Consider the following 25,005-nt stretch of genomic DNA (forward strand, 5'->3'; position numbering starts at 1 on the left):
TATGTCATGCTAAGTCAAGAGAAAAGATTCTCGATCAGCTTTTCGGTAGGGTGCAGCTAGCGATCGCATACATTTAAAAAACACATCCGTAAATTTATGACCGAGTTTAGACAAGGGCTGGATAAAATGCAGCCCGCAGAACAGACGCACTACCTGGGAATCCTGCCAAGTCAGCTAGCAGCGACTTCAGACTCCGAAAAATTATACAGCTTACTAACAGATTACAATTTTATTAAAGCCAAGCTGTCAGCATCGGGAGTACAGGCGCTAATAGAAGATTACGATTTAGCAACAACTCCCGATATTATTATCTCAGACCAAAAAGCCGACCAACTCCAATTAATCCAAGAAGCAATTCGGCTGTCTGCCCACATTCTAGCCACAGATAAAAGCCAACTAGCCACCCAACTAATAGCCCGCTTGATGTGCTTTGAAAGTCCAGAAATTCAAGCACTGGTAGCACAGGCACAACACCAAACACCCCCCTGGCTGCGACCGCTAACGCCCAGCTTTACTCCTCCCGGCGGGAGATTGCTGCGTACCCTCACCGGACATACAGACTGGGTACAAGCTGTAGCAATCACCCCCGACGGCAAGCGGGCAATTTCTGCGTCCTCCGACCACAATCTCAAAATTTGGCACTTAGAAACAGGAGAAGAACTTTCCACCCTCAAAGGTCATCTTACCTATGTCAACGCTGTAGCTGTCACCCCCGACGGCACTAAAGTAATTTCCGGTTCTTGGGACAATACCATTAAAATTTGGGATTTAGAAACTGGGAGAGAAATATTTACCTTTGCAGGCGATACTTTTGCCGTAGAAGCAGTAGCAGTAACTCCCGACGGCAAGCGAGTAATTTCAGGTTCTTGGGATGGCAGTATTAAAGTTTGGGATTTGACAACTAGGGAAGTAATTTTTAACTTCAAAGGTCATAGCAGTTTTGTCCAGTCAGTAGCAGTAACTCCTGATAGCAAACGGTTGATTTCCGGGTCCGGAGACAACAGCATGAAAGTCTGGAACCTAGAAACTGGAAAAGAAGTTTTTACTCTCACGGGTCATGAAGACTGGGTAAAAAGTGTAGCAGTTACTCCCGACGGCGAACAAATAATTTCCGGCAGTTACGACGGAAGTGTTCAAGTCTGGAGTTTGTCAGAAAGAAAGCAACTTTTCACTTTAGGAAAACACAGCAGTTTCGTTCAAGCTGTGGCAATCAGTCCCGATGGTAAACGGGTAATTTCGGCTTCCGGCGACAAAACGCTGAAAGTTTGGAATCTGGAAACAAAAAAAGAACTTTTCACTTTTACCAATCACATCGCCCCAGTGAATGCTGTGGCTGTTACCCCCGACGGCAAGCGGATAGTTTCTGGTTCCTCTGACAAAACTCTCAAAGTTTGGCACTTAGAAAGAGGCAAAGAAAATTTATCATTTGCACGTCACGATGACTGGGTAAATGCTGTAGCAGTGACGGCGGACGGTACGAAAGCGATTTCCGGTTCAGGAGACAACAGCATTAAAGTATGGAATCTCAAAAACAGACAGGAAATTTTTACTATTTCGGGACATCAAGATTGGGTAAAAGCGATCGCAATAACACCGGATAGCAAGCGAGTAGTTTCGGGTTCCGGCGACAAAACTGTGAAAGTTTGGGATCTAGAAACCGGAAAAGAAATCTTTACATTCACTGGTCATACAGACTGGGTAAATTCTGTGGCAGTGACGGCAGACGGAACGATGGCGATTTCCGGTTCGGCAGACAAAACTATTAAAGTTTGGAATCTAGAAACAGGAGAGGAACTTTTTACTTTTTCAGGTCATGAGGACGGGATAAAAGCGGTGGCAGTTACTCCCGACAGCAATCGGGTTATTTCGGCTTCCGGCGACCAAACTCTGAAAGTTTGGAGTTTGGGGAAAGAAAAGAATATTTTGGCAAATTTATGGAATTTAGCCGTCAAAAATCTACTTTTCACTCTCAAAGGTCATGAGAGTTTTGTGAATGCTGTCGCAGTTACGGCGGATGGCAAATCGGCCATTTCTGGCGGGCGGGAACACAATTTGAAAGTTTGGGATTTGTCAAGTAGAAAAGAAGTTTTTACTTTGACAGGTCATGCTGATGCGGTAACATCTGTGGCGACTATGGGAACAAAGGCAATTTCTGTTTCGGACGATAATACTCTCAAAGTTTGGGATTTGTTAAGTCGAGAAGTAATGGCTACTTTCAGGGGAGATAGTGCTTTGAAAGCTTGCGCTGCTGCACCTGATGGGGTGACAATCGTAGTGGCGGAAGCTTCGGGACAGGTGCATTTTTTGAGGTTAGAAGAGGGGAAATAGTCATTGTGGCGATCGCACTTTTGCTAAAATTTAAAAGTGCGATCGCTCTTTTCCCCATCTAGTTTACAATTGTTCCGGGTCAATTCCCATCGCTCGCAGTCTTTCTGCCAGTACAGCAGCGTGCAGTCGTTCTTGTTCTGCAGGATCTTCGGCTTTTTCCAAACTGCGAGAAACCTCCTCATAACTTCTAAACAGTTCGCTCTCAGGGCGATTAATTTGCAACTCTTCACCCCACCCTCCTCTGTGGAACAGGCGCCCCTCCTGTGAATTCCTGCAATTCATTAAAAAAAATCTCATTCACAAAAAAGCACATCAAAAATAGGGCAGACACCGCCCGCCCTAGACAACTACTTCCTCAGCAACTTCACCCCGCGAATAGAATAATCCAAAAGCTCAATTGGGTGCATTAAAGTAACTTCCTTTCCCTGCAACTCCAAATGCTTCTTAATTTGCAAAGAACAACCCGGATTAGAAGAAGCAATCAACTCCGCCCCAGTATTCAGCAAATTCTCCACCTTTTGCACTCCCAATTCATCAGCAATCTCCGGCTGAAGCATATTGTAAACCCCCGCACTCCCGCAGCACAAAGCCGCATCCACAGGTTCTTTTAACTTCACCCCCGGGATTTGTTGCAGCAACTGACGCGGCTGCAAACTAATCTTTTGCCCGTGCAACAAATGACACGCATCTTGATACACAATTGTCAAATCTCCGTCAATCAAAGGATTGAGTTTTGCCGTAATTCCCGCACTTGCCAAAAACTCTTGCACGTCCTTAACATTCGCAGCAAATTTCTCAGCTTTCTCCCGATATTGCGGGTCATCAGCTAAAATATGACCGTATTCTTTCAAAGTATGGCCGCACCCAGCAGCGTTGATAATCACAAAATCAACGCCAGTATTTTCAAAGCTATCAATCATTTGTCTTGCCAAAGCTTTCGCCTGTTCCGCTTGGCCTTGGTGTTCCGGCAAAGCAGCACAGCATCCCTGACTTTTCGGAATCACAACCTCGCAACCGTTAGCCGTTAAAACTCGCACAGTAGCCTCATTAACCGGCGAAAATAACAGTCGCTGCACGCAGCCTAAAATCACCCCGACTCGATAGCGTTTCTCCCCTTGTGCCGGAATTACCTCTGGTAAATTATCCCGGAAAGAATCGACAGTAACTTTCGGCAAAATTGATTCCATCGCAGCCAAGCGGGGAAATACTTTCTTCAGCAAACCTGTTTTGCGGACAAGTTTTGGCAGTCCTAATTTTTGATAAATAAACAGCGGTATCAGCAAAGGCCGCAATCTGTGAGGATAAGGGAAGAGATTAAAAATTAGAGTGCGAATTACATTGTCTGAAAAAGTGCGTTCCTGATTTCTGGCAACTTGGTGGCGAGTTGCGGAAATTAATTTATCGTATTGAACTCCAGAGGGACAAGCCGTTACACAGGCTAAACATCCCAAACAACTATCGAAATGCTGTGAGGTGGCTGCGTTTAAAGGTGCGTCGCCTTCGTTAATTGCATCCATTAAATAAATGCGGCCTCTGGGCGAATCCATTTCTTTCCCCAGTACGCGATAACTCGGACAAGTTGACAAGCAAAACCCGCAGTGCACGCAAGTATCGATTAATAGGGGATTCGGCGGATTATTAGCATCAAAACCCTGTAGTTCGGGATTTTGTAAATGGGGATTTTGTGCTAGAAAATTGCTTTCTTTAGCAGGTTTTAACTCGTCGCTGGGAACTTGAGATTTTTCTGAAGTTTGCATATATGGCAGAAGGAAGAGGGCAGAAGGAAGAAGGAAAAAGTAAGAGTGCAGAAGGAAGAAGGAAGAAGAAAAAAGGATTTAGTTATCGTCGCGAGAGAAGTCAGAAGCAATCGACCGCTTATATTTCTGCAATTAAGAAAATAACTTCCTAACAGTCAGGCGCGGTTGCTATGCTTAGCAAGCCTAAATCCATTAAGCAAACAAAAACTTCTCTTCTTTTCTCTTTATTCGCGGTCTAGCGCTAACGCGCCGCTTGGCTAATGTGCCTTCGCGGTTCGTTAAAAAACAAATTTAGTTAACAAAGGATTTAGACCGGGATGCAAGAAAAACAGAACTCCAGACTACCAATTTTAAACTAAATACCCCTTATAAAACGATGGGGACTCAAAAGATTTTCCGGGTCAAACTGCTGTTTAATCCGCTGCATTAAAGCGATCGCACTTCCAGTATAACCCCAAACATCTAACTGTTGCTTGATGTCGGTCGGCGCTGCTAAAACAGTCAGAAAACCACCTTTCGCTTCGCACCCTCTGCGTACCTGCAACAGCGTTTGGGCTGTCGCATTCTCAAACCGTAAAACCCCTAAACCGCTGCCTGCATGAATCCAAGCGTCCTGTACCGGCAATTCGTTAATTGCCGTTACAGCTTCCGAGGGTCTGATTCCTATTTTGCAAATAATGGCTGAGTAGTTGGCTCTATTCCCGATTATTTCTGGCAATCTTTGCCATAACTGATGCTCATCATTGTCGCCACAGATATTTGCTTGCAAACCCAACTTTTCGCCAACTTCGAGCAAGCGGGCTGATTGTTCTTTAACGCTCTCTGCGATACTTTGAAATCTTACTATCAATCCTTTGCCCTTTCCTAAACCTAATTGTGCTACTAAATCAGGTGACACCAAATCAACGGCTGTCGGAGTCAAAGCAGAAGACAATAAGATTTGAGTTGCTTGAGCTAAAGCATTAGTTTCCCCTGTCAGGACTACGGTTCCCGATGATTCAGGCAGCGGATAAACTCGGAAAGTTACTTGACTGATGACGCCCAAAGTGCCGTAAGCACCAGTAAACAGTTTCATCAAGTCGTAACCGGCGACATTTTTAACAACTCGACCTCCGGCTACGGCAATTTTACCGTCCGATCGCACAAAGGTAATTCCCAATAGCAAATCTCTCACCCCCCGATAGCGATGCCGCAAGGAACCCGCATCAGCAGTAGCGACAATGCCGCCCAAAGTTGCCTGTTGCGGATATGCTGGGTCGATCGGCAAAAATTGACCTGCTGCAGCTAAAATTTGTTGCAAATCCGCCAACTTCATCCCCGCTTCTGCCGTCACGGTTAAATCGCCCACAGCGTGCTGTACAAGTCGATTGAGGCGCGAAGTGCTGACAGCCACAAGCCTCGCTGCATCAGGAGATACCCTTAAATCCCCCTTCAAAAGACCCACTTTGAAAACATCTTGCTCCCCCCTTGTTAAGGGGGGGTGGGGGGGATGGGAGTCTAATTTTACTAAACCGCCCCAATCAAGTTTGCTGCCGCTACCACAAGGCAAGACTGCACAGCGATTTTGCCCAGCCCAAGCAATGACAGCCGCCAGTTCTTCCTGAGTATTCGGGTAAACGGTACAATCTATTTTCGTGTCGGGGGCAACTGCTTTTTCTACCCGTTCTTGCCAAAATAGCTCTGTATCTTGCCAGCGACAGATGCCAGCAGTCCCGACAATACTTTCTAATTCTTGTATGCTTACGTAATTTTCGGTAGAAAAAGATTTCATGAAGGTTATCAGACGCCCGGTAAAAAAAATTATCAAAACAGTGCCTAAAACCATTAAATATTAATACGGGCCCGATATTCAAAACATGAACAAAAAAATGTCTCAAAACCGAATTTCTCTGGGAATTACCGGTCTCAACGAAGTGATTGGCGGTGGCCTAATTTCTCAACGCTCTTATCTGGTGCGCGGCGGCCCGGGTACTGGTAAGACTACACTGGGCTTTCACTTTTTGGCTGCAGGTGTGGCTCTGGGAGAAACGCCCCTGTTTATTACTTTAGGAGAACCGGAAGCGCAATTGCGCGCCAATGCCGAAACTCTCGGTTTTGATATTGAAGCGATGGCGTTCCTCGATTTGAGCCCATCCTCAGAATTTTTTACAGAAGTTCAGACTTATGATATTTTCTCCCCCTCCGAGGTTGAGCGAGAACCGACTACACAAAAGATTATCGAGCGAGTCCAAGCTGTCAAGCCACAACGGGTGTTTTTGGACGCGATCACTCAATTTCGCTACTTAGCTGCGGATGAGTTTCAGTTTCGCAAACAAGTTTTGTCTTTTCTGCGGTTTTTGGTGGAAGGGGGGGCGACGGTGGTGTTCACCTCAGAAGGCACTTCAAGTGCTCCCGATGACGATTTGCAATTCATCAGCGACGGAGTAATTTACTTGGAACTGCGCCCTGAAGGACGCACTCTATCTGTTACCAAGCTGCGAGGCTCCAACTTCCGCAGCGGCCGCCATTCGCTGCGCCTGACTGAGGCTGGTATGGAGGTATTTCCGCGACTGCTTCCGGACAACTATCAACAGGATTTTGTTGCTGAAGCGATTTCTGCTGGGGTTCCTGAAATCGACGAACTACTGCACGGGGGACTCGAACGCGGGACTGTGACGGTGATTAGCGGGCCTAGCGGCGTGGGTAAAACGACGGTGGGGATTCAGTTTATGAAGGAAGCTGCAGGAAGGGGGGAGCGATCGGTAGTTTACATTTTTGAGGAGTCAAGTTCTACTCTACTGCAGCGCTGCCAATCAGTTAACATCCCGGTTGACGCGATGATTGGGCAAGGAAGTCTTTCCGTGATACCCGTGGAACCTTTGCTGTACTCGCCGGATCAGTTTGCTTGTATGGTACGCCAGGAGGTGGAGCACGAAAAGACGCGGATTGTGATGCTTGACAGTATTTCTGGCTATCAGCTTTCGATGCAGGGGCAAGATTTGGTGAACAATTTGCACGCTTTGTGTAAGTATCTGAAGAATATGGGAGTCACGGTTATCTTGATTAATGAGGTAGAAGCCATTAGCGGAGATTTTCGGCTGACCGAGATCGGGATTAGCTATTTGGCGGATAATCTTCTGTTTATACGTTATCTGGAGCGCCAACTGCATAATAGGACAGAAATCCGCAAGGCGATCGGAGTAATTAAAAAGCGAGTCAGCAATTTCGAGAGAACTCTGCGAGAACTCGAGATTACTCGCTACGGCATCAAAGTCAGCAAACCGATACGGGGGCTGCGCGGCATTTTGAGTTCGGCGCCGGTGTGGATTGAGGAGGAAGCCGATGAAGATTGAATCGGGGTTTATCCTGCTGTTTTTGGGCAATTGGAGCTAATTTTGCAGTCGTGAATCAAATTAGTAGGGTGCGCACCGCGCACCTCACCACTAGCCTCACTCCTGGAAAACTTAAATATATTGGTAAATTTGTGTATTTTTCGACTTTTATCGTAGTGTAGTTTTCACTTCTATGAAATACAGTAGGGGCAAAGGGCACGCGGCCGTGTCCTGTACCCCAGCATCTGTAATTCACTCAACTGAAAACCAATGTAATCCCTCGCCGAAAAGTAAGCTAATACCAGATAAAAAAAATCCAACTTTAGGCCACATCCCAATCCATCATATACAATCAGTCACTCCCCATTCTAAAATCTAAAATCTAAAATCTAAAATGGTATAACCCCTATTCAAAGGAAGCTGATAGATGACTGAAAACTCAATAATTTTAGCGGTTGACCGCAATCACCGAAACTTAGAACTCCTAGCACAATTTCTCAACACAGAAGGATACCAGATGATCGCAGCTTATACCTTTGAAGATGTTGCACAAGCTATCAGTCAGCCTGCTAGAATCGGTATGGCTTTAGTAGATATTTCTGGTTTCGACCGCCGGATTTGGGAGTGCTGCGAAAAACTGCGAAATCACCAAATTCCTTTTTTGATACTCTCGCCCAAACAAAGTGCTGCCATTCAGCACGAAAGCCTCTGCCACGGTGCTCGGAATATGTTGGTAAAACCTTTAATCGTTAGAGATTTGCTGGGAATTGTTCACAGCTTGCTAGGAGAACCGGCGTGAGTCAAATTTTATTGCTTGTCGAACAGAAAGAAAATCGCCGCCTGTTATTAGAATGGCTAGCAGTTTACTATGAGGTATTGTTGCCAAACTCAACAGATAATAGTGAGGATTTTTTACCATTTAATCAATCTTTTGACCTGGCGATAATTGACGGTATTTCTCTGAAACGCCACTGGCAATGGGTTGCAGCCCAAAAGCAGGCAGAAAACCCGGTATGCTTGCCTTTTCTTTTGATTACATCGCGATCGGATGTAGGAATGGCAACGCAATTTATTTGGCAAAGTATTGACGATTTGATTATCGCTCCGATCGAGAAGATAGAATTGCAAGCGCGGGTGGAGATTTTGCTGCGATCGCGCCAGTTGTCTTTAACTCTCAAATTGTCTCACGACCAGCTCGATCGCACTCTGCAAACAGCCCAAGAACTCAACGAGATGAAAACATCTTTGCTGTACATGATTGCCCACGACGTTCGCAATCCTTTGAATTTCATCATCGGCACTACACAACTTCTTAGCAAGTACAAGTTGACATTAACAGATGAGAAAACACAAGAACTTCTAGACAAAACTCAAGCAGCCGCAAAAGGCATAGATTTGTTATTAGATGATGTGCTGCTGCTGGGGCGTGTTGAGTCAGGAAAAACAGGCTTTTCCTTGCTACCCATAGATTTAGCAAAGTTTTGTAATGAGTTGGTAGGGGAATTTCATAGCAGCCTGAAGTTGAAACCTGAAAATGAGCGGGTAACGCTGATTTTTGTCAATCACTGTCAATCGGCGATGGCGTGTTTGGAGGTAAGCTTACTCCGGCGAATTCTGGGCAATTTGCTGTCCAATGCTATTAAGTATTCTCCCCCAAAGACTGAAGTAATCTTTGAATTAAAACTTACTGAAACCGAGGCTATTTTTTCGGTACAGGATGCAGGAATTGGCATACCTTTAGCAGACCAAGAACGGCTGTTTAATTCGTTTTACCGGGCTAAAAATGTCGGTCGAATTCCCGGTACTGGACTGGGGCTGAGCATTGTTAAAAAATGCGTGGACTTGCACGGTGGCGAAATTACTTTGATCAGTGCAGAAGGCGTCGGCAGTACATTTACAGTAAAGCTGCCGATCGCACAACCTGGAAAAAAGCAAATCTCGCCTGCAACGCCTTAAACTAGATGCAGGCATTATCTTAGGATATTCATCGATGAATTTGACGCCTGGGTGAGGCTGTACGTGGTAGTGTGACCATGAGATTTATCCTCAAAAAACTGAAGAAAACTCTCGCTATTTTACAATGCCAGAATTTGAAGAACCCTTAACAGCCGCTCGTCAAGTGATAAAATTGAGCATCGTCGTTCTAGGAGCGATTGACGAGCGTGAGAATTGGCGATCGAGCTGCAACGAACGATCGCTATCGTAAAAAATGTTGAAGGCACCCAAAAATAATTAGATGCCATACAACACTTATCCCGAATTGCCAGACTTTATATTTCTGAAAAAAAGCGACCCAACAGCCGTCACATCTTAGATGATATGACGAGGATTTTAACACTTTAAAAATGGTCGCTCAACTCTTTTCTGAATTATTGTCGGACTACAATCAATCAAGAGTTGAAGAGCGATCGCCTGAGCTTTCAGGCTCAGAGTCCAACTGTTCAACTATTAATGGTTGAAACCTGATGTTTCCAGGTTCAACTGGCACTTTTCTCCACCAAGCTGGCAACAAGAGCAGCCAAAACTTACCCAAAGACACAGAACGCTGCTCGCGAACAAAAACCAAGGGGAGGAGAGCCGCAAGTCGTAAGACGGCTGAGAGGGCAAACACCCCTGGCAAGCCACCGAGATTGGTCAAAGTGGCGATAAAGCCACCAAGGGTGATTCCCATTGCCCCAGTGACACCAGGAACCGCCGCCGCGATCGCAAAGTATATCGACTGATTGCGTAGTGGTGTCACCGACATCATCAGATTACCGCTGCACAGGTCGATCGCCGCCCACGTGGCACCGCCGATGATGTGCAAAAGCGGGAACCACACCCATATAAAAATTGGAGCCGTTCCAGCTTCTAGCCAGAGCAGAGGGGTCAGAGCCACCAAGATTCCCACTATTATCATGATCGGGCGGTTCCCAACCCGGTCAGCCAGTTTGCCCCAAAAAACCAGCAGCAGTAAGTTAGCACCCGCTCCTAAGCTGTTGTAGAGCGTTACCACACTGACATCTATACTTAGGTTATCCAGCAGATAGAGGTTAAAGAAGGGAGCGCTGACGTTAACGGCAAAGCTCCATAGAGCAGAGTAAAGCAAAAACTTTAAAAAATTGGGTTCCTGCAGAAACCTAAAAATTGCCCCTATGGATGATTTTTCGCCTCTATCTGAATGCGTGACGTGTAGAAGCTTTGGGTTCACATCGGTCATAAAGAACTGACAACCTAGACTGATGATGCCAAGCACAATTCCTAAAACCAAGATGGCACTGTAACCTTGGAGCCTTCCACCGGGCCAGTTCGATACCACTAGAGCCAGCAACGGCACACCAATGAGATTAGTCAAGCTGACAGCACTATTGCGAAAGCCAAAATACCGCCCGCGCAACCGCTGAGGTACTAAAACCGCCAACCAGCTCAAGAAGGAAGCACGACCTAAAGATTCTAAGACTTGAGTTACCCAGATGATTGCCAATGTCAACTGCACTAGCTGATGTCCAGCGAGCTGAAATGAGCCTCCCAACCACATTGCTGGCACGAGAATCAGCCACAGCAGTCGCGACAGTCCGAAAATCCAGAGGGAATACCAGTGGCGGCTCTGCAGTCGGTCTCCTATATAAGCTCCGAACGGTTGGAGCAGATTTACCAGTTGAGGAATGGAGGCGAGCATACCAATTTCGACTGGGCCAGCCCCTAAATCCAGCAAGAAATTACTGAGCAACGCGCCGCCGATGATGCTGTAAAAAAGCGTAGCGAAGACACTCTCCAAAGTTAGTGCTCTGAGGCTTGACCGAGTTTCCGGTTTGGAAAGTTTTAGAGGCGGACTGGTCAGAAGTACCGTCTCTGGTAAGGCTATATCCTCTTGGATTTCCTGAAGAGGGAGAGGACTCGTTCTGTAATCTTCTTCTTGTGTTTCGAGCATACTGGATAGCCAATAGATGAGATGCTACGCAGCTTAATTGTATAATATAAGGTTAAGTATTTTAAGGAACACAGCCATAGATGCAAGCTAAAAATCATTTCTCTCAAAAGCCAAAAGAAAGATTACTTAAATAAATTAGAAAAAATAAGAATGCCCCAATTACCGAAATATTATTAATAATAATTATATAAATAGCTAAGTTTTTATATTTTTTCTGCGACAGTAGGTTACTGGACTCTTCAGGATGAACGCTCTAAAATAGAGAGCTTTTCAGATGGAAGAAGTCAAGGTAACTTTCGGAAACCCAGCTTTTATGATGAATAAAGGTTACTAAAAATGAGAGCCCAATCAAAGTTCTAAAGGAGCAAGAGCGTTAAACAAATTTTCTAGGATAAATCGCAGCAAAGATTGAGTTGCAAATATTAAACCTAATCGCGCTTGGGCGAGTTTTGGCTGTTCTATTTTAACTTCTCCCCAAATTCGGCACTGGCTGTAAAAAATCTGAAAGGCTTCGCTCAAACTATTGGCTAATTTGAAATAATTAACAGGTTTTTCGCGGTTTTTCACCTCAAAAGTAGGATATAAATTGTCTAGCACTGTTAACAGTTGCGATATTAAACGGCGTTCTGCTGGATGCACTAACCGCAGTCGATCGCCCTCGTCAATCCAAGGAATAGGATTTGGACTCGCTAGGGACCAAATTTGCGGCGCTGTAGTCACATCGGGTTGGGCGATCAAAATTATCCGATCGCGGTGGGCCATTCGCAGCAGGGAACAGCAGCGCGCGTGGCTGTACTGAATGGGAAACAGTCGATCGGCACAGACAACAGAATCTAATATTTTAGATCCTGAAACTGGAAGGTTCGTTTGAGCTAAACGCTGCAACCAGAAGGCTAAACCCGCATCAGTCAACTCCATCTCGATCGTTCCCCCCGGCGCTATTTTAACGGCGAAATCGGGGTAGCACAGCGGTTCGAGTGTTTCGGCCAACTCGGTCGCGATTGTCTGCGGTGTCTGCTGCCAAGTTTTAGCCAATTTCAGGGCGATCGCAGACACGTACAGCACCCGCGCGCTATCTTTACTTCGATTTAACGGAATTATTGCACCCTTCTCAATAAGCTTGTTATGGGCGGGCAGGATGCCCACCCCACAATCAAATTCACTCTTTGTGGAACAGGCATCTTGCCTGTTCTTGAAAAGGCTGCCACCTATGGGATTTAACGGAATTTGGGTCAGTGTTCCCTGCTGGGCGATCGCGCTTTGGAACATTGAAAGCAAGAAACACTTCACTGTAACTTCCGGGCACTGTGAGATCTTTGCTGTATCCATATCGGCTCATCCTACCGTAAAAGCAACGATAAACTGTGACCCCTTGCACTTTTCTTGTACGTTAAACTGCGGATGTCAGGGATAGTCGATCGCCTCCCCCGGACGGGGATAAATCGAATTAATCGGCTTTGTAGCGATTTTGGGGCTAAATATACAATTATTTCAGACAAATTTTTTGCTGATCTCTACCATTTTGATGTATTTTTTGCTACATTTAATTTTTCGGTAAAACACAGAAAAGTCAGCACAGTTAAGAAGCGTAGAAGCTCGATCGGGGGTTGGTTATCTCACTTTGTATCGCACTGCTGGCAGAAACTGTTTGTCTCACTATTAAATATATCCCAGAGCCTCACTTATGCAATCAACTTCCACACCTCTAGAGACTATCGATCGACCTTTTATTACTTGGCAGCGAATTATCGACTGGGCCCAGGAACACTACCGCTGCCGGACTTTTAGCAAAGACGAGCGGATTCCCGCAAGACCCGGACTGCTGTATTTAGTTCAGAAAGGTTCTGTGCGGCTCGTAGGCAGCGCTCAAGTTAGCGCTGCAGCGGCGAAGTCAAAATCCGCTGACAAAACTACAGAAGAAGCTTTTTTGGGCTTCGTCGGCGCCGGTCAGCCCTTTGAACTGGTTGCTCAGTCTCCTTTTACTCTCCAAGCTTACGCTCATGCCGATCAAACTCACGTAGTGTGGATGTACTGGCACGACTTGGATAATTGGCCTCACTTTCGTAGGGAAATTTTGGATGCGTTTCGCTACCAGCACCAGCGGAAACTTCTCTGGCTGAGCACTTTGGGACAGCGCCGGACGATCGACCGACTGTTGGGATTTCTCACTTTGTTGATCGAGGAGTTCGGCGAACCTTACGTAGGTGACGGCGAACCGGATGTGGTTCGGGGCTACCGCCTGCCTTGGGCCTTGACTCACGCTCAAATTGGTAGCGCCATCGGCTCAACGCGGGTGACGGTGACGCGGCTTATGGGTAAGTTGCGATCGAAAGGTTTGATTAATACTGAGGATGATAATTTAATCTGTTTGCCGGCTAAGTCTAACCCCCAAAAGACAACAAACCAACAGCAGGACTTAGAAGATTCTCTGGAAGATTCTCTGGAAGATTCCCTGGAAGATGAAGATTCCCTAGAAGATGAAGATTCTCTCGAAGAATCTGCATAAAATCCTGCGGTAAATTGCCAACAAACAGCTCGTCACTATTAGTTTTGGGCAGTCGCGCTCGATCGCTCGACAGTGTACGATGAATTGTGTAAACTTTTCCCGTTCTCGAAAGGTGCGACTGACAATGACCGATGACAAGCAAAAATCTTCAATCTCGAACAATCAGCAACGGTTGGTATTCTGCGACTTTGACGGCACGATAACCGTTGAAGAAACTTTTGTGGCAATGCTCAAGCATTTCGCACCGGAATTGTCGTCTCAACTAATGCCTGAAATATACGCTAGAAGGCTGAGTTTGCGATCGGGAGTGCGGCAGTTACTAGAGTCTATTCCCTCTGAATGTTACGGGGAAATTGTAGAATTTTCTAGGGGAAGGCTGATGCGGCCGGGATTGTTGGAATTGCTGGATTTTTTGGACGAGAAAAAGGTAGATTTTGCGATCGTGTCCGGCGGTCTTCGGATTATGGTAGAGACGGTAATGGGCGATTTGGTAAACCGGGCGAGCGTTATTTACGCTGTGGATGTGGACGCTAGCGGCCCTCGGTTGCAAGTCAATTCTGAGTTGGAAGGAGATGAGGAATTGGTGTCTAAGGTGCGGGTGATGGCGCAGCACCCGGCCGAAGAACAGGTGGCGATTGGAGATTCGCTGACGGATTTTAATATGGCTTTGCAGGCTTCGTCGGTGTTTGCGCGCGATCGGCTTGCCGAGTATCTAGACGAACAGCAAAAGCCTTATACTAAATGGGATAATTTTTTTGATATCTTGGAAAGTTTGTCCCAGAAATGGAATTGAAACTATAGCCTTTCTCAAGAAAAGCTATGTGTGTATTGGTAAACTGTGCACAGCCAACCCTACGTTTATATAAGCCAGGGCAATTCTTATTAACTCACATCTTGCACCATTGTCAATAAGCCTTTCACGAGGGGGCAGGATGCCCACCACACAAGAAAATTTACTCTTTGTGGAACAGGCCGGAAAGCCTGTTCTTGAGAATGGTGCAAAATGTCACTATTAACCTACAAAGTACATAAAAAACTGAGGAATTATAAAGAATGAGTGGCGATTTGAGATCGGATTTAATTGCAGCAGCCAAACATTTTTACGATCGCGGTTGGATGGTTGGGACTGCTGGCAATCTTTCAGCCCGCTTACCAGATGGCAGTTTTTGGATTACTGCTAGCGGCCGCGCCAAAGGGCAGTTAACTGAACAAGATTTTATCAGAATGAACTCAGACGGCGCAATTGTCGAGCAACCTGTTGCCGACAGCCGCCCTTCGGCTGAAACCAGCATTCATTTAGCTATTTACAATTGTTTTCCAAACGCCAAAGCTTGCTATCACGTCCACTCCATCGAGGCAAATTTAGTTTCTCGGCTAACAGCAGGAGATGCAGTGCCTTTACCCGCGATCGAAATAGTGAAAGGGTTGGGGGTCTGGGAGGAAAACCCGCAAGTGTCTATACCCCTCTTTACAAATTATTTAGAAGTCCCTAAGATAGCCAAGAAAATTTGCGAATTCTTTGCCATTTGTGCGCCCTCTGTACCCGCTTTGTTAATTCGCGATCACGGCATCACAGTCTGGGCAGACTCGCCAGCCGCTGCCTACAATTACGTAGAAATTGTAGAATACATTTTTCGCTATACGATCGCAGCCCACCAATTAAATTTAGATGTGAGATTTTAGAGTAGAGATTGAGCGGTGCATAAATTCGGAGCCTTGGGAATTTGAGATTAGGAAACGAGCAAACATCGAGAAGAGACAACAATTATGGCTAAATATACGAGAATTTTATCCCTAGATGGAGGCGGAATTAGAGGGATTATCCCCGCGCAAATTTTAGTTAGCGTTGAGTCAAAGCTGCAACAAAAAAGCGGCAACCCAGAGGCGAGAATAGCTGACTATTTTGATTTAATCGCGGGAACAAGTGCGGGAGGAATTTTAACTTGCATCTATTTGTGTCCCGATGCCGACGAAAATCCCACCCGGCCTCGGTGGTCGGCCCAAGACGCTGTTAATTTTTCGATTAAGAGCGGCCGCGACGTTTTTAAGAGTTCATTTTGGCAAAAACTCAGATCTATAGACGGTTTGATAGATGAGAAATATGTGAGCGATCGTTTAGAAAAATTATTTTTGGAAAACTTTAGAGATTGCCAACTCAGCCAACTGCTGAAACCGTGTTTAATTTCCAGCTACGATGTCGAAAGGAGAAAAGCTCACTTTTTCGATAAAATAGATGCTCAACAATCTCCAGCAGAAGACTATTTTATTAGAGATATCGCCAGAGCCACATCTGCCGCTCCCTCTTATTTTGAACTTCCCAAAATCTACTCTTTGACCAACGAATCCTACGCTTTAATTGACGGGGGAGTATTCGCAAACAATCCGGCACTTTGTGCATATGCAGAAGTTAGAAATAAATTCCGAATTCCCGACGCTCGCCCCGACAAAGGCCCAACAGCACAAGATATGGTAATTTTATCACTCGGAACGGGACAAGCTCAGAAAAAATTCCCCTACGAAGAAGTAAAAAATTGGGGTCAAGTTGAGTGGGTTGAGCCTTTAATTAATATCATGATGACGGGAGTTGCGGAAACTGTAAATTATCAACTAATTCAAATTTATGATGCGGTTGAAAGACCGAATCAATATTTGAGAATTACTCCCGATTTGAGCCACGAACAAACGCTGCCCATTGATGATGCCTCGGAAGAGAAAATATCAGACCTGCTGAGAATTGGCAAGGATCAAGCCGACAAGAATAATGAAGAGTTGGATAAGTTTATCGACTTATTACTTGCGGAGTAGTCCTAGGGTTTTAGATTTGAGATTTTAGATTGGGAAATGAGTGATGATTACCACAGAATCAATCACTGCCAATCTAAAGTCTCAAATGGTATAGCGCACCAACCGCAGGGCAGGCAGACTGAAAATATATGTTGACAAATCGTGCAATAATTGCTGTAGGATTGCCAAAAATCAGTAGGTGGCAGTGCTTCGCCCTGTTTGCAATTAATCGCGAGCCCTCAGTCATTGGTTAAAAAACACCAAGAAAAGCACGATCGACATTTAGATGAAACCTTCAATAACAGGTGGTTTCAGCGTTTTTTTGTGACGTTGTTCCTGGGTGGCCAAGTGCTGCTACGCATACTCCAAGGCAAAATTGACCACCGCAAAATCATGGAACATTTAGTAACAGTAGGCCTGGATTCTTTCCGATCCGTGCTGCTAATAGCCTTGTTTGGGGGCATGATTTTTACCTTTCAATCCGCCCGAGAATTGGTTCGCTTTGGGGCGGTTGAGGCGGTGGGAGGTCCTTTTGCTGTGGCATTTTGTGGGGAATTAGCACCGCTTTTAACGGGGGGCGTGGTGGCGGGACAAGTAGGTTCAGCCTTTGCGGCGGAGATAGGAGAAATGCAGGTGACGGAACAAATAGACGCCCTGTATATGTTAAGAACAAATCCGGTTGATTATTTAGTAGTGCCGAGGGTTATAGCTTGCTGCATCATGCTGCCGATTTTAACAATTTTTGCGGTAGCGGTGGGGATTTTGGGCGGGCTATTGGTAGCGGTTAATTTTTATAATTTGGAACCGTCGGTATTTTTGGAATCAGTGCGGACTTTTTTGGCGCCTTGGGATTTAGTAACTGTGGCGATTAAAAGTTTTATTTTTGGGTTGATAATTGCCCTTGTCGGTTGCGGTTGGGGATTGACGACGGTGGGCGGAGGGAAAGGAGTAGGCCAAGCTGCCACGGCGGCGGTGGTAACTTCTTGGGTGTTGATTTTTATGGCGGATTTATGTTTATCGCTGTTGATGTCTCAGGAGTTGGGGATTCCTAGAACTTGATAATCTTGGCGATTATAGCAGGAGTCAGGAGTCAAGATGCTTAAATATTAAGGGTTTGAACAATCATCAACGCCCTACGCCACCAAGGATCGTGCTATAAAAAAATTAACATGAAGATTTTTTAAACCGCAGATGAACGCAAATAAACGCTGATAAAATTGCATCAGCGTTCATCTGTTTTCATCCGCTGATATCTGCGGTTTAAAACTCTCAACTTGAGATTTTAGATTGGAGAAAGGAGGGCGATACACTCGAATTGCCTCGATTGGAACTTTCCCATCTGTTTCGGGGACGATTTCAAGGGTGTGTTTGGAGTTGCTCAAATTCTGAGCTAATGTTGTAGAATACTCGCGGCTTGAATCTGCAATTTGTGGCGGAACGTATGAATCCACAAACATTGGTCTCACCTGCCAGGAAATCTCAAAGCCTTTAGGCGTAGGTTTTTTAGAGTATTCATAAGAATTTTTAAGCCACCAGTTTCTCGGTTCAATCACGATGCGGCCGGAGTTTGAGACAAACATTTGGTCATTTGTACCGCTGCCGTCGTAACCTGTTTTAGAACCTACAACGTCAAATTTAAACTTGCTGGCGTCGCTGTTAATCTCAGTAATTACGGCTTTCCAATCTTCGACGATTAGCGGTTTTTGGCTAGATACTTGGATGATTGCCGGCCAAGGAACGCCAGGACTAGCGCTAGGTCTGGTGATACTGTAAAGTTCAGGAAATTCTGAGGGTTTTTTGCCGTCGATCGCAATTCTAGCAGAAATTGCCTTGCCGTTGAAGGTTTTATCGGCGATCGCATCTATTCTATTTCCTTCAAATTCTAAAACCAACTTGCCATCTTGCCATTTAACATCACTGCCAACCGTATAGGTTTTCACTAAATCCTGCGGCGGTTGAGGAGAATTTGGCTTGTATCGCAGATGCGGCTTTATGAGAGCAGCTAGGAGAAAATTTCCCCAATCGTTGAGGTGAACGCTGTCGCTCAATAGCTGTTTTGGCTGCAAGCGATTGTCTTTCAAATACCGCATCCAAGGTTCGCGAATTTCGGCGATTTCGCAGCCGTATTTATCAGCTAACTCAGGCAGCCATTTAGTAGAATGAGTGTTGTGCCATTCGTATCTTTTGACTTCTTCTGGATCGTCGCTGTTACCTGTCGGCAGCCACTGGATGTGGTCTGAATGCAAGAGTATTTCGCTAGCAGTGCGGCTGCGGACATTGGCAATTATGGCTTCGTAATCTTCACCACCTCCGTAGACGTGAAAAATTAGCAAGTCTGGATAAAAAGGATACAAATCGTGTTCGCTGGGACGGATTAAAATTGGTGCGGAAAATCCTCCTATTGCCCGATTTTCCACAATCAAATCTGCATTGGGAAATCGCTTTTTCAAATCCTTCACTACATCTTTCCACCAATCTTGTTCTGTGATGGATTGACCGTAGAATAGAATACGTACTTGGCGGCGGTCTGTTGGAGTGCTAGCCGCAAGTAGCCCCATCGTCCTTTGAATCCTCGCTCCAAAAGTAGTATTATTTGCAATAGGAGCAGGTGGGGGGAATGGCGTATCGGCAGCTATTTTTTTGATGAGCGGAACTAACAGAAAGATCAGACACAAAAAAAACAGCCACAAGTAGCGATAAATCTTGGATTGTCTGCTATTTCCTTGGTGTTTTGCCATTGTTTGATTTTTCCCTGTCCGTTTCACTTCGATCGAGGCGACTGTGGGATGAATGCTACGCCTCTATCAGTAGCTGTAGCGTGCTTGTGGGCCGACCTCACGAGTAGCTGTAGTTTAGCCTGTATGGAAATATATTACCAAATTGAGCGCGACAAAAAGTGATATAATGCCTGCTAATTAATTGCAGGAGATCGATCGCACGTCAAATGGATTACAAAACAGCCCGCAGTTTTCTGATCGACCAAGGAACCGCTCTGGAAACCAAGAAAAATCCCGACGCCTTCCTGATGCGTCTCAAACAAGGTCAACCGCCCGTACCCGGACAGGTGACATCGATTTTATTAGCTTTAAAAATATTGTTTGACGGGCTGCAAGAATCTCCAATGCTCGATCGACAATTAATCTCGGCACTGCATTTACTGTCAGTAGAAGGTTTGCAGCAATTTGAAGCTGGCCTCCGCAGAGGAGTTTCTTGGCCACCGCTGCTCAAGGAAGACTTAAACCGAATTGCGATCGCAGTCAAGAATATCTTTTCCGGCGTTTGGCAATAATTACCTCGCCAACCACCAATCCCGATACCCACCGCCAGCCGACTTAATCTTTTTTATACATTTTTTTCCTACAATTATTTGTAAAATTTTATGTTAATCTTGCTACATTTACCCTCGAATTGTGGCATCTTAATATAATAATTCGGTTCTAACCAGCAATGGGAGAAATTACTCATGAACGCAGAAGAAAAAGCTAGACAACTAATTGCACGAGAAAGGCAGCATAGCGAACACTTGCACGACTCTATGCTCAACCGTTCCTCCCACGAGCTAGAAACACCTAGCGAAGGAATTGCTGAAGAAAAAGCCCGAGAATTAATGGCTCAAGAAAGGCAGCACAACGAACACCTGCACGACTCTATGTTAAGCCGTTCATCCCAAGAGGTAGAGGCATCGATCGCACCCGATGACACTAACAAATAAATTTTGTTAACACAAAACTTACGGACACACACCAAAGGAACCTGGTTTTTATACCATTTTTCATACCATGACAAAGGGCTGTAAAAATGTTTTTGTATAAACAACCAGGTTTCAGCGTCCCGGAAGAGTTTTTTACAGAAAAACTCTACTCAAATCGAGGAAGATGGTAGGTGCAATCAAAACAGCCCGTGCTGGGTTGACAGCCACTATCACAAATCTCCATGCGCCATATATAGCAATAGAAAATGCCAAGTTCTACAGCTCGCGAAAGCTTTCGAGGGATGCCAAAAGACTTGGCAGTCCCGCCAGGGTAGCAGACACCAAAGCCTCATCTTTGTAAACTCGCGATCGGAGAATACGGGTACTTTTAGATGCAGAGGTTAAAGATCCTCGCCGTTGGGAATTTCCGGTTTCAACCAGCCCTAAATTTTTTGTTTCTCGCGTCACGCAAAACATAGCAGTATCCTCTAAGTATCGTCAATTAATCCCTAAAATATGCCCGTAAAATTTCTCACGGCTTGCTGTATATTTCTATTATTACTCAGATAGGTTACAGAGATAAAACCATGAAATAATTATTCACGATAGCTAGGGATCAACTTAAACAGCTTAACAACTTTTATTAATTTGTTACACGGCGCACGTTTGTTTCAGCCGATCGCCCACGACGACATAGACACCAGGCAGCAAAAGCAAAATCACCGATTTCACAACAGGAACCCGGATCAATGATGCTAACTCTTAGTGCAGCAACACTTATAAGTCAAATCAGGCCGACTGTCGAAATCTTGCGCGACGGAGACTACCGCTACCGAGACTCCTTTGCGATCGATCGACCTTTCAGAGAAATCCAATTTCGCAAACAAGACAGATACATCACCGGCAGCGATTCAGACAAACGCACGGGCAAAAGTTACTGCTTCCGGGGAATCCCCCAGCAGAACAATATTATTAACCTCACGGTAGCGATCGAAGTTTCCCCAAAAACAGCACAGAAAACCGAGTGGAAATTAGCACCGCGCAACCCCATTAATTTCGACAGGCTTTATCCGCTGCAAGCTGGACCGGGATTAGAATTGTACAAATGTTTGACAGCATTTTTACCCAAATTGAAGGAGTAATTACTCCTTACTTGTTAGTGGTAATTTATTAATTCCTTTGGCTTGTTAATCACCAATAAAATTCGTTAAGCTGTTGTGCATTTAAGTTGTATTGTTCGGGCGGCGAGACGCCCACTCCACCATAATTGTTTATCAAAGTTGACTGTAAAATTTAGATGCACCTCAGATTAACAGTTAACAGTTATCACTCAACTGTCAACAGCCAACATTTAACTCCCTAAGAACCAGCATTTTCCAATTCTTCCCGCAGCATTTCCCGGTAGACTTTCGGCAAACGAGAAGTCATAGAATTGTTCTCAATTCCATATCCCAAACTCGTCCAAGTTCCCGAAAGCATCCGCAATACGTCAATTAATCTTTCCTGCCGCAACATCTCAGGAATATCAGCTTTCCAAAACTTTCGATCGCTCAACCAAGCATAAACCACAGCATCCTGATCTTCTGGTTCAAAACTGTAATCTTCCCAGAATAAAAAATTAGCACGACGCGCCTGATAGCGCTTAGCCTTCTCCTTCCAAGTCGTAGTCAGAAATTGATACCTGCCCGCTGCCGTAGTACACTTGCCTCGATTCGGGCCATTAACAATCTTCACGCACCAGTCAGGATGGCGGCTCAAATCTAATATATATTTGCCACCGTAAACAACGTGATAAGGTCGAGCAACATTCGACTCGCTAGCAGAAATAGTTCGCATCAGCGCCCGAATGTAAGGATCGCCGGTTTTCATAGCCAGCGGCGGCAATTTGCCCACCCCGCTTACCGACTGCGACAACTGCTGATTTCCCCGCAAACTGTCAACCACAAAAACACCGCCGCCAATCACAGCGCCGATTAAAAGTATAAATCCGAGGATTTGAATCTCCGATCGCCTCAGCAAACCTCTTTTTCGACGGCCGAATTTCTCAGCTTCTAGCCAAGTCATTTCCATTTCCGAAATTTCGGCTAATTTTCGAGCCACCCGCATCCGGCGCACGCGAAAATCGTATTGATATAGGGGAGCCGCTAACAGCGTTAAACTCGATAAAACCCCCGCCAATTTGCTCAGCCAGAAATCTAATTCACCGGCTATGGCAACATTTGTCAGAGTAGATATTCCTGTTAATAACTGGGCGGGATCGATCGATCGCGCTGGCCAATAAAAAATCGCAAGTTGGACCAACAGCGACAGATTAAATGCAAAAAAAATCACTACAACAGCATTCAAGCCTTCTCGCAAGTGCGATCGAATACCAGTGTGCCTGCGCTTGAACTTGCGCGCAACGCGAAAGCGCCCCGGCAGCATAATTAGTAAGGGATTTAAGATCTTGACTGCGAACAAGTGAAACACAAAAAACACAGGCAATTGAATCAGCCAAGCCGCCAGCAGTAGAGTCAGAAAGCGGATATCGTCGCTGACCAAAGGAATACCCCTGCGAAGGAAAAAACTAAAACTCTGAGCGAGAGCAAATGCCCTTAACCACGAAATCGGATAGGGGAACCAAGCTGGCCACTTGAGAGTTTTCATGCTGAGAGAGGGAAAATTTAACGGCGAATCGTAAAACTATTAAGATTTTGCCAGATTTGGCGATCGGAAAATTGGTGTAGGGTGCGTCAGCCCCCATCTTTGACTCAAATCAAAGTGTTTTTTGTCTGACGCACCGAACCCAAGCGAGGCTAATTCAATCAAATCACACTGGCAAACAACTCCTCAAAACTCTTTTGCGGAGCCTCCGACTTCGCCACAATTTCCACAACCTTGTTGCGAGAAGTCGGCTGAAACAGCGCCTCCACGCACACTTGGGCTACCTTGGTGCGGGGAATGCTGCTCTCAAACATTTTGTCCGCACCAGTCATGACGATCGCATCTGAATTATCCTCATTTTTGAGACCGCCCGGACGGACGATCGTATAAGTTAGACCGCTTTTTTGCAAATACTCCTCGGCTTGCTTCTTCCAAACCAGAATCAGCCAGAACAAATTCAGCGGGTGAAAAAACTGAGAGACGCACAGAGAAGTCACCAGCACAAAATGCTCAATGCCCTTAGCCTTAGCTGCATCCACCAAATTTTTAGTACCTTCAAAATCCACCTTGTAAGGTGCTGTCGGGTCAAAACCAGGGGCCGCCCCTGTCGCACACAGCAATACCGTACTATCGCCGATGGCATCGCCCAGGGAAGTCGCATTTAATACATCTCCAGTCACTAACTCAGCCTCCGGTGGTAAAATTTGTCTAGCTGTGTCTAGATTTCGGACTAAGGCGCGCACGGGAATACCTCGCTTGACTAATTCTGCGACGATGCGGCGGCCAGTCTGACCTGTGGCTCCTGCTACAAATGCTTTCATAAGTCGAGTTATGCTGAATTAGGGTAAGTTTTGTTACTATCAATTTCTCAATTGTAGGGAGGAAACTCCCTTAACACATCCCCAACCGGATCGATTGGCGTGTATAACAGGAGAGCATACGATGAAGCAGGATTCCGCTGAATATCAAACTTTTGAAGCTTCTGACGAAAATTACTACCCAGATGCGAGTTTCCGACAGCCGGAAAGTCAAAGCGCGGATGCAGGAGAGGAAGTTGAGCCGATTTGGTTTCACACGCATTTTGAAGACAGCATGGAGATGTACGCCGATGCGGAGACGGTGGCAAAGCATTTGAACAACCACAAGACTTGGTTTTGCCAGTGCGCTTCGCCGATGAAGGCCCAGCCGCTCGGAGAAAACGGCTACGATTTATTAATCGGGCGTTTTGGGGCTTTCGGCTACCGTGTTGAAGCGAGAATTGGTTTAGAGTTGCTGCCGCCTGACGCTGAAGGCTGCTATTTAATTAAGACTATTCCGGTTCCGGATTATACCTCGCCTGGGTATGAAGTGGATTTTCGATCGGCGATGAAGCTAGTGGAGATACCATCTCAGGAGTTTGCCGCCGATTGGCCGAGATCGGAACGTGCTAAGCTGCCGCCTGCGATTACCAGCGCTACGTGGAAGCTGGATTTGGCTGTGGGGGTTTGCTTTCCCAAGTTTATTCGATCGATGTCTCAGCCTTTGATAGAAAAAACTGGCGATGCGCTTTTGGAAAAAATTATCAAACAAGTTAACCGGCGCTTGACTTATAAAACTCAGCTTGTTTTTCACGAAAGTTTGGGCATTCCTTTTCCGAAAAATCCTAAGAAACATTAGAAACATTAACAATACTTGCGCTCTGACTCACATTTGTAGGGTGCGCACTGCGCGCCTTACCCTTAAGTGCGAGCGTAATAACTCATACCATTGTAGATTTTCGACTTCGATGTGAGGGATCAGTCGCACAATTTTAGATTAAATTATTGGGAATAACTGATTGTGTATGGGTTGGGATCACGGGCATACAGTTGCTTTTTTGAAACTGATATCACTGTCTCCGGGTGCTCCATGCGCGCCTTATGCCTATGTTTTTGAATACAACACTTGCTCGATCAGTTAATCCAAATAACCAATTTATTGCTAATAAAATTTAAGGGTAAGGTCATGATTGCATTTGACATATAGCAATCCTAAATCAATTGTAAAATATATGGTTTCACCAATCCTGATTAACTTGGTATTAATTTAGGCTTTTT

General features: G+C 45.5%; 24 protein-coding genes. 15 read left to right on the forward strand and 9 right to left on the reverse strand.

The window, feature by feature from the left end; translation table 11 throughout:
* Nucleotides 1-84: 84 nt before the first annotated feature.
* Nucleotides 85-2,328 (forward strand): hypothetical protein, encoded by a 2,244-nt coding sequence (locus QUA27_RS24340; RefSeq protein ID WP_333071289.1) that lies wholly within the window; start codon nt 85-87, stop codon nt 2,326-2,328.
* 63 nt (nt 2,329-2,391) lie between these two features.
* On the opposite strand, the gene QUA27_RS24345 is transcribed toward QUA27_RS24340, so the two are convergent.
* The gene (locus tag QUA27_RS24345) at nt 2,392-2,610 is read right to left on the reverse strand and encodes a hypothetical protein (RefSeq protein WP_333071254.1); all 219 of its coding nucleotides are present in this window, start codon (nt 2,608-2,610) and stop codon (nt 2,392-2,394) included.
* Between the two features lie 65 nt (nt 2,611-2,675).
* A complete protein-coding gene (locus QUA27_RS24350; RefSeq protein ID WP_333071255.1) occupies nt 2,676-4,085 on the reverse strand; it encodes a (Fe-S)-binding protein in 1,410 nt (469 codons plus the stop codon).
* Nucleotides 4,086-4,087: 2 nt separating this feature from the next.
* Here QUA27_RS24350 and QUA27_RS24355 point away from each other — a divergent pair, with 2 nt between their 5' ends.
* The gene (locus tag QUA27_RS24355) at nt 4,088-4,237 is read left to right on the forward strand and encodes a hypothetical protein (RefSeq protein WP_333071256.1); all 150 of its coding nucleotides are present in this window, start codon (nt 4,088-4,090) and stop codon (nt 4,235-4,237) included.
* 203 nt (nt 4,238-4,440) lie between these two features.
* Here QUA27_RS24355 and QUA27_RS24360 read toward each other — a convergent pair whose 3' ends face one another.
* On the reverse strand, nt 4,441-5,856 hold the full coding sequence (locus QUA27_RS24360; protein ID WP_333071258.1) for an FAD-binding oxidoreductase: 1,416 nt from the start codon (nt 5,854-5,856) through the stop codon (nt 4,441-4,443).
* A gap of 97 nt (nt 5,857-5,953) precedes the next feature.
* Between QUA27_RS24360 and QUA27_RS24365 the strand changes: the two genes are divergently transcribed.
* The 4 genes from QUA27_RS24365 to QUA27_RS24380 all read left to right on the forward strand — a co-directional run bounded on the left by QUA27_RS24365 (nt 5,954) and on the right by QUA27_RS24380 (nt 9,602).
* Nucleotides 5,954-7,417, forward strand: a complete 1,464-nt coding sequence (locus tag QUA27_RS24365) for an ATPase domain-containing protein (protein ID WP_333071259.1) — start codon at nt 5,954-5,956, stop codon at nt 7,415-7,417.
* 406 nt (nt 7,418-7,823) lie between these two features.
* Nucleotides 7,824-8,195, forward strand: a complete 372-nt coding sequence (locus tag QUA27_RS24370; RefSeq protein WP_333071261.1) for a response regulator — start codon at nt 7,824-7,826, stop codon at nt 8,193-8,195.
* A complete protein-coding gene (locus QUA27_RS24375) occupies nt 8,192-9,352 on the forward strand; it encodes an ATP-binding response regulator (RefSeq protein WP_333071263.1) in 1,161 nt (386 codons plus the stop codon). Before QUA27_RS24370 ends, QUA27_RS24375 begins: the two co-directional genes overlap by 4 nt.
* 124 nt (nt 9,353-9,476) lie before the next feature.
* Complete coding sequence (locus QUA27_RS24380; RefSeq protein WP_333071265.1) at nt 9,477-9,602, forward strand: hypothetical protein; 126 nt, start codon at nt 9,477-9,479, stop codon at nt 9,600-9,602.
* 180 nt (nt 9,603-9,782) lie between these two features.
* Here the strand turns inward: QUA27_RS24380 and QUA27_RS24385 are convergent, their stop codons facing one another.
* Entirely contained in the window at nt 9,783-11,306 is a 1,524-nt protein-coding gene (locus QUA27_RS24385) for an MFS transporter (protein WP_333071267.1), read from the reverse strand.
* Nucleotides 11,307-11,654: 348 nt separating this feature from the next.
* Nucleotides 11,655-12,635, reverse strand: a complete 981-nt coding sequence (locus tag QUA27_RS24390) for a DALR anticodon-binding domain-containing protein (RefSeq protein WP_333071269.1) — start codon at nt 12,633-12,635, stop codon at nt 11,655-11,657.
* Nucleotides 12,636-12,990: 355 nt separating this feature from the next.
* On the opposite strand from QUA27_RS24390, the gene QUA27_RS24395 reads away from it, so the two are divergent.
* The 5 genes from QUA27_RS24395 (at nt 12,991) to QUA27_RS24415 (ending at nt 17,655) form a co-directional block, all read left to right on the forward strand.
* A complete protein-coding gene (locus QUA27_RS24395) occupies nt 12,991-13,812 on the forward strand; it encodes a Crp/Fnr family transcriptional regulator (RefSeq protein WP_333071270.1) in 822 nt (273 codons plus the stop codon).
* Nucleotides 13,813-13,936: 124 nt separating this feature from the next.
* Nucleotides 13,937-14,605 (forward strand): HAD-IB family phosphatase, encoded by a 669-nt coding sequence (locus QUA27_RS24400; RefSeq protein WP_333071271.1) that lies wholly within the window; start codon nt 13,937-13,939, stop codon nt 14,603-14,605.
* A gap of 260 nt (nt 14,606-14,865) precedes the next feature.
* Nucleotides 14,866-15,495: a methylthioribulose 1-phosphate dehydratase gene (gene mtnB / locus QUA27_RS24405; RefSeq protein WP_333071272.1), complete on the forward strand. Its 630-nt coding sequence runs from the start codon at nt 14,866-14,868 to the stop codon at nt 15,493-15,495.
* Between the two features lie 84 nt (nt 15,496-15,579).
* The gene (locus QUA27_RS24410) at nt 15,580-16,617 is read left to right on the forward strand and encodes a patatin-like phospholipase family protein (protein WP_333071273.1); all 1,038 of its coding nucleotides are present in this window, start codon (nt 15,580-15,582) and stop codon (nt 16,615-16,617) included.
* 225 nt (nt 16,618-16,842) lie between these two features.
* Nucleotides 16,843-17,655, forward strand: a complete 813-nt coding sequence (locus tag QUA27_RS24415) for an MlaE family lipid ABC transporter permease subunit (RefSeq protein ID WP_333071276.1) — start codon at nt 16,843-16,845, stop codon at nt 17,653-17,655.
* 170 nt (nt 17,656-17,825) lie between these two features.
* Here the strand turns inward: QUA27_RS24415 and QUA27_RS24420 are convergent, their stop codons facing one another.
* On the reverse strand, nt 17,826-19,334 hold the full coding sequence (locus tag QUA27_RS24420) for an SGNH/GDSL hydrolase family protein (protein WP_333071278.1): 1,509 nt from the start codon (nt 19,332-19,334) through the stop codon (nt 17,826-17,828).
* Between the two features lie 206 nt (nt 19,335-19,540).
* Between QUA27_RS24420 and QUA27_RS24425 the strand changes: the two genes are divergently transcribed.
* Together QUA27_RS24425 and QUA27_RS24430 are read left to right on the forward strand one after the other, a co-directional pair.
* Nucleotides 19,541-19,885 (forward strand): Dethiobiotin synthetase, encoded by a 345-nt coding sequence (locus tag QUA27_RS24425; RefSeq protein ID WP_333071279.1) that lies wholly within the window; start codon nt 19,541-19,543, stop codon nt 19,883-19,885.
* 174 nt (nt 19,886-20,059) lie between these two features.
* Nucleotides 20,060-20,308, forward strand: coding sequence for a hypothetical protein (locus QUA27_RS24430; RefSeq protein ID WP_333071282.1), 249 nt, complete (start codon nt 20,060-20,062; stop codon nt 20,306-20,308).
* A gap of 255 nt (nt 20,309-20,563) precedes the next feature.
* On the opposite strand, the gene QUA27_RS24435 is transcribed toward QUA27_RS24430, so the two are convergent.
* Nucleotides 20,564-20,764 (reverse strand): hypothetical protein, encoded by a 201-nt coding sequence (locus tag QUA27_RS24435; RefSeq protein WP_333071283.1) that lies wholly within the window; start codon nt 20,762-20,764, stop codon nt 20,564-20,566.
* 272 nt (nt 20,765-21,036) lie between these two features.
* Here QUA27_RS24435 and QUA27_RS24440 point away from each other — a divergent pair, with 272 nt between their 5' ends.
* Nucleotides 21,037-21,429 carry a hypothetical protein gene (locus QUA27_RS24440; RefSeq protein WP_333071284.1) on the forward strand — a complete coding sequence of 131 codons (393 nt, stop codon included), beginning with the start codon at nt 21,037-21,039 and terminating at the stop codon, nt 21,427-21,429.
* Between the two features lie 217 nt (nt 21,430-21,646).
* Here QUA27_RS24440 and QUA27_RS24445 read toward each other — a convergent pair whose 3' ends face one another.
* Nucleotides 21,647-22,933: a glycoside hydrolase family 24 protein gene (locus tag QUA27_RS24445; protein WP_333071285.1), complete on the reverse strand. Its 1,287-nt coding sequence runs from the start codon at nt 22,931-22,933 to the stop codon at nt 21,647-21,649.
* 158 nt (nt 22,934-23,091) lie between these two features.
* On the reverse strand, nt 23,092-23,751 hold the full coding sequence (locus QUA27_RS24450) for an NAD(P)H-binding protein (protein ID WP_333053110.1): 660 nt from the start codon (nt 23,749-23,751) through the stop codon (nt 23,092-23,094).
* 121 nt (nt 23,752-23,872) lie between these two features.
* On the opposite strand from QUA27_RS24450, the gene QUA27_RS24455 reads away from it, so the two are divergent.
* Nucleotides 23,873-24,586 (forward strand): DUF1997 domain-containing protein, encoded by a 714-nt coding sequence (locus QUA27_RS24455; RefSeq protein WP_333071287.1) that lies wholly within the window; start codon nt 23,873-23,875, stop codon nt 24,584-24,586.
* The last annotated feature ends 419 nt before the right edge of the window (nt 24,587-25,005 follow it).

Origin of the sequence: Microcoleus harperi Pol14_C6, assembly GCF_036701295.1 — a bacterium.
Taxonomy (GTDB): domain Bacteria; phylum Cyanobacteriota; class Cyanobacteriia; order Cyanobacteriales; family Microcoleaceae; genus Microcoleus.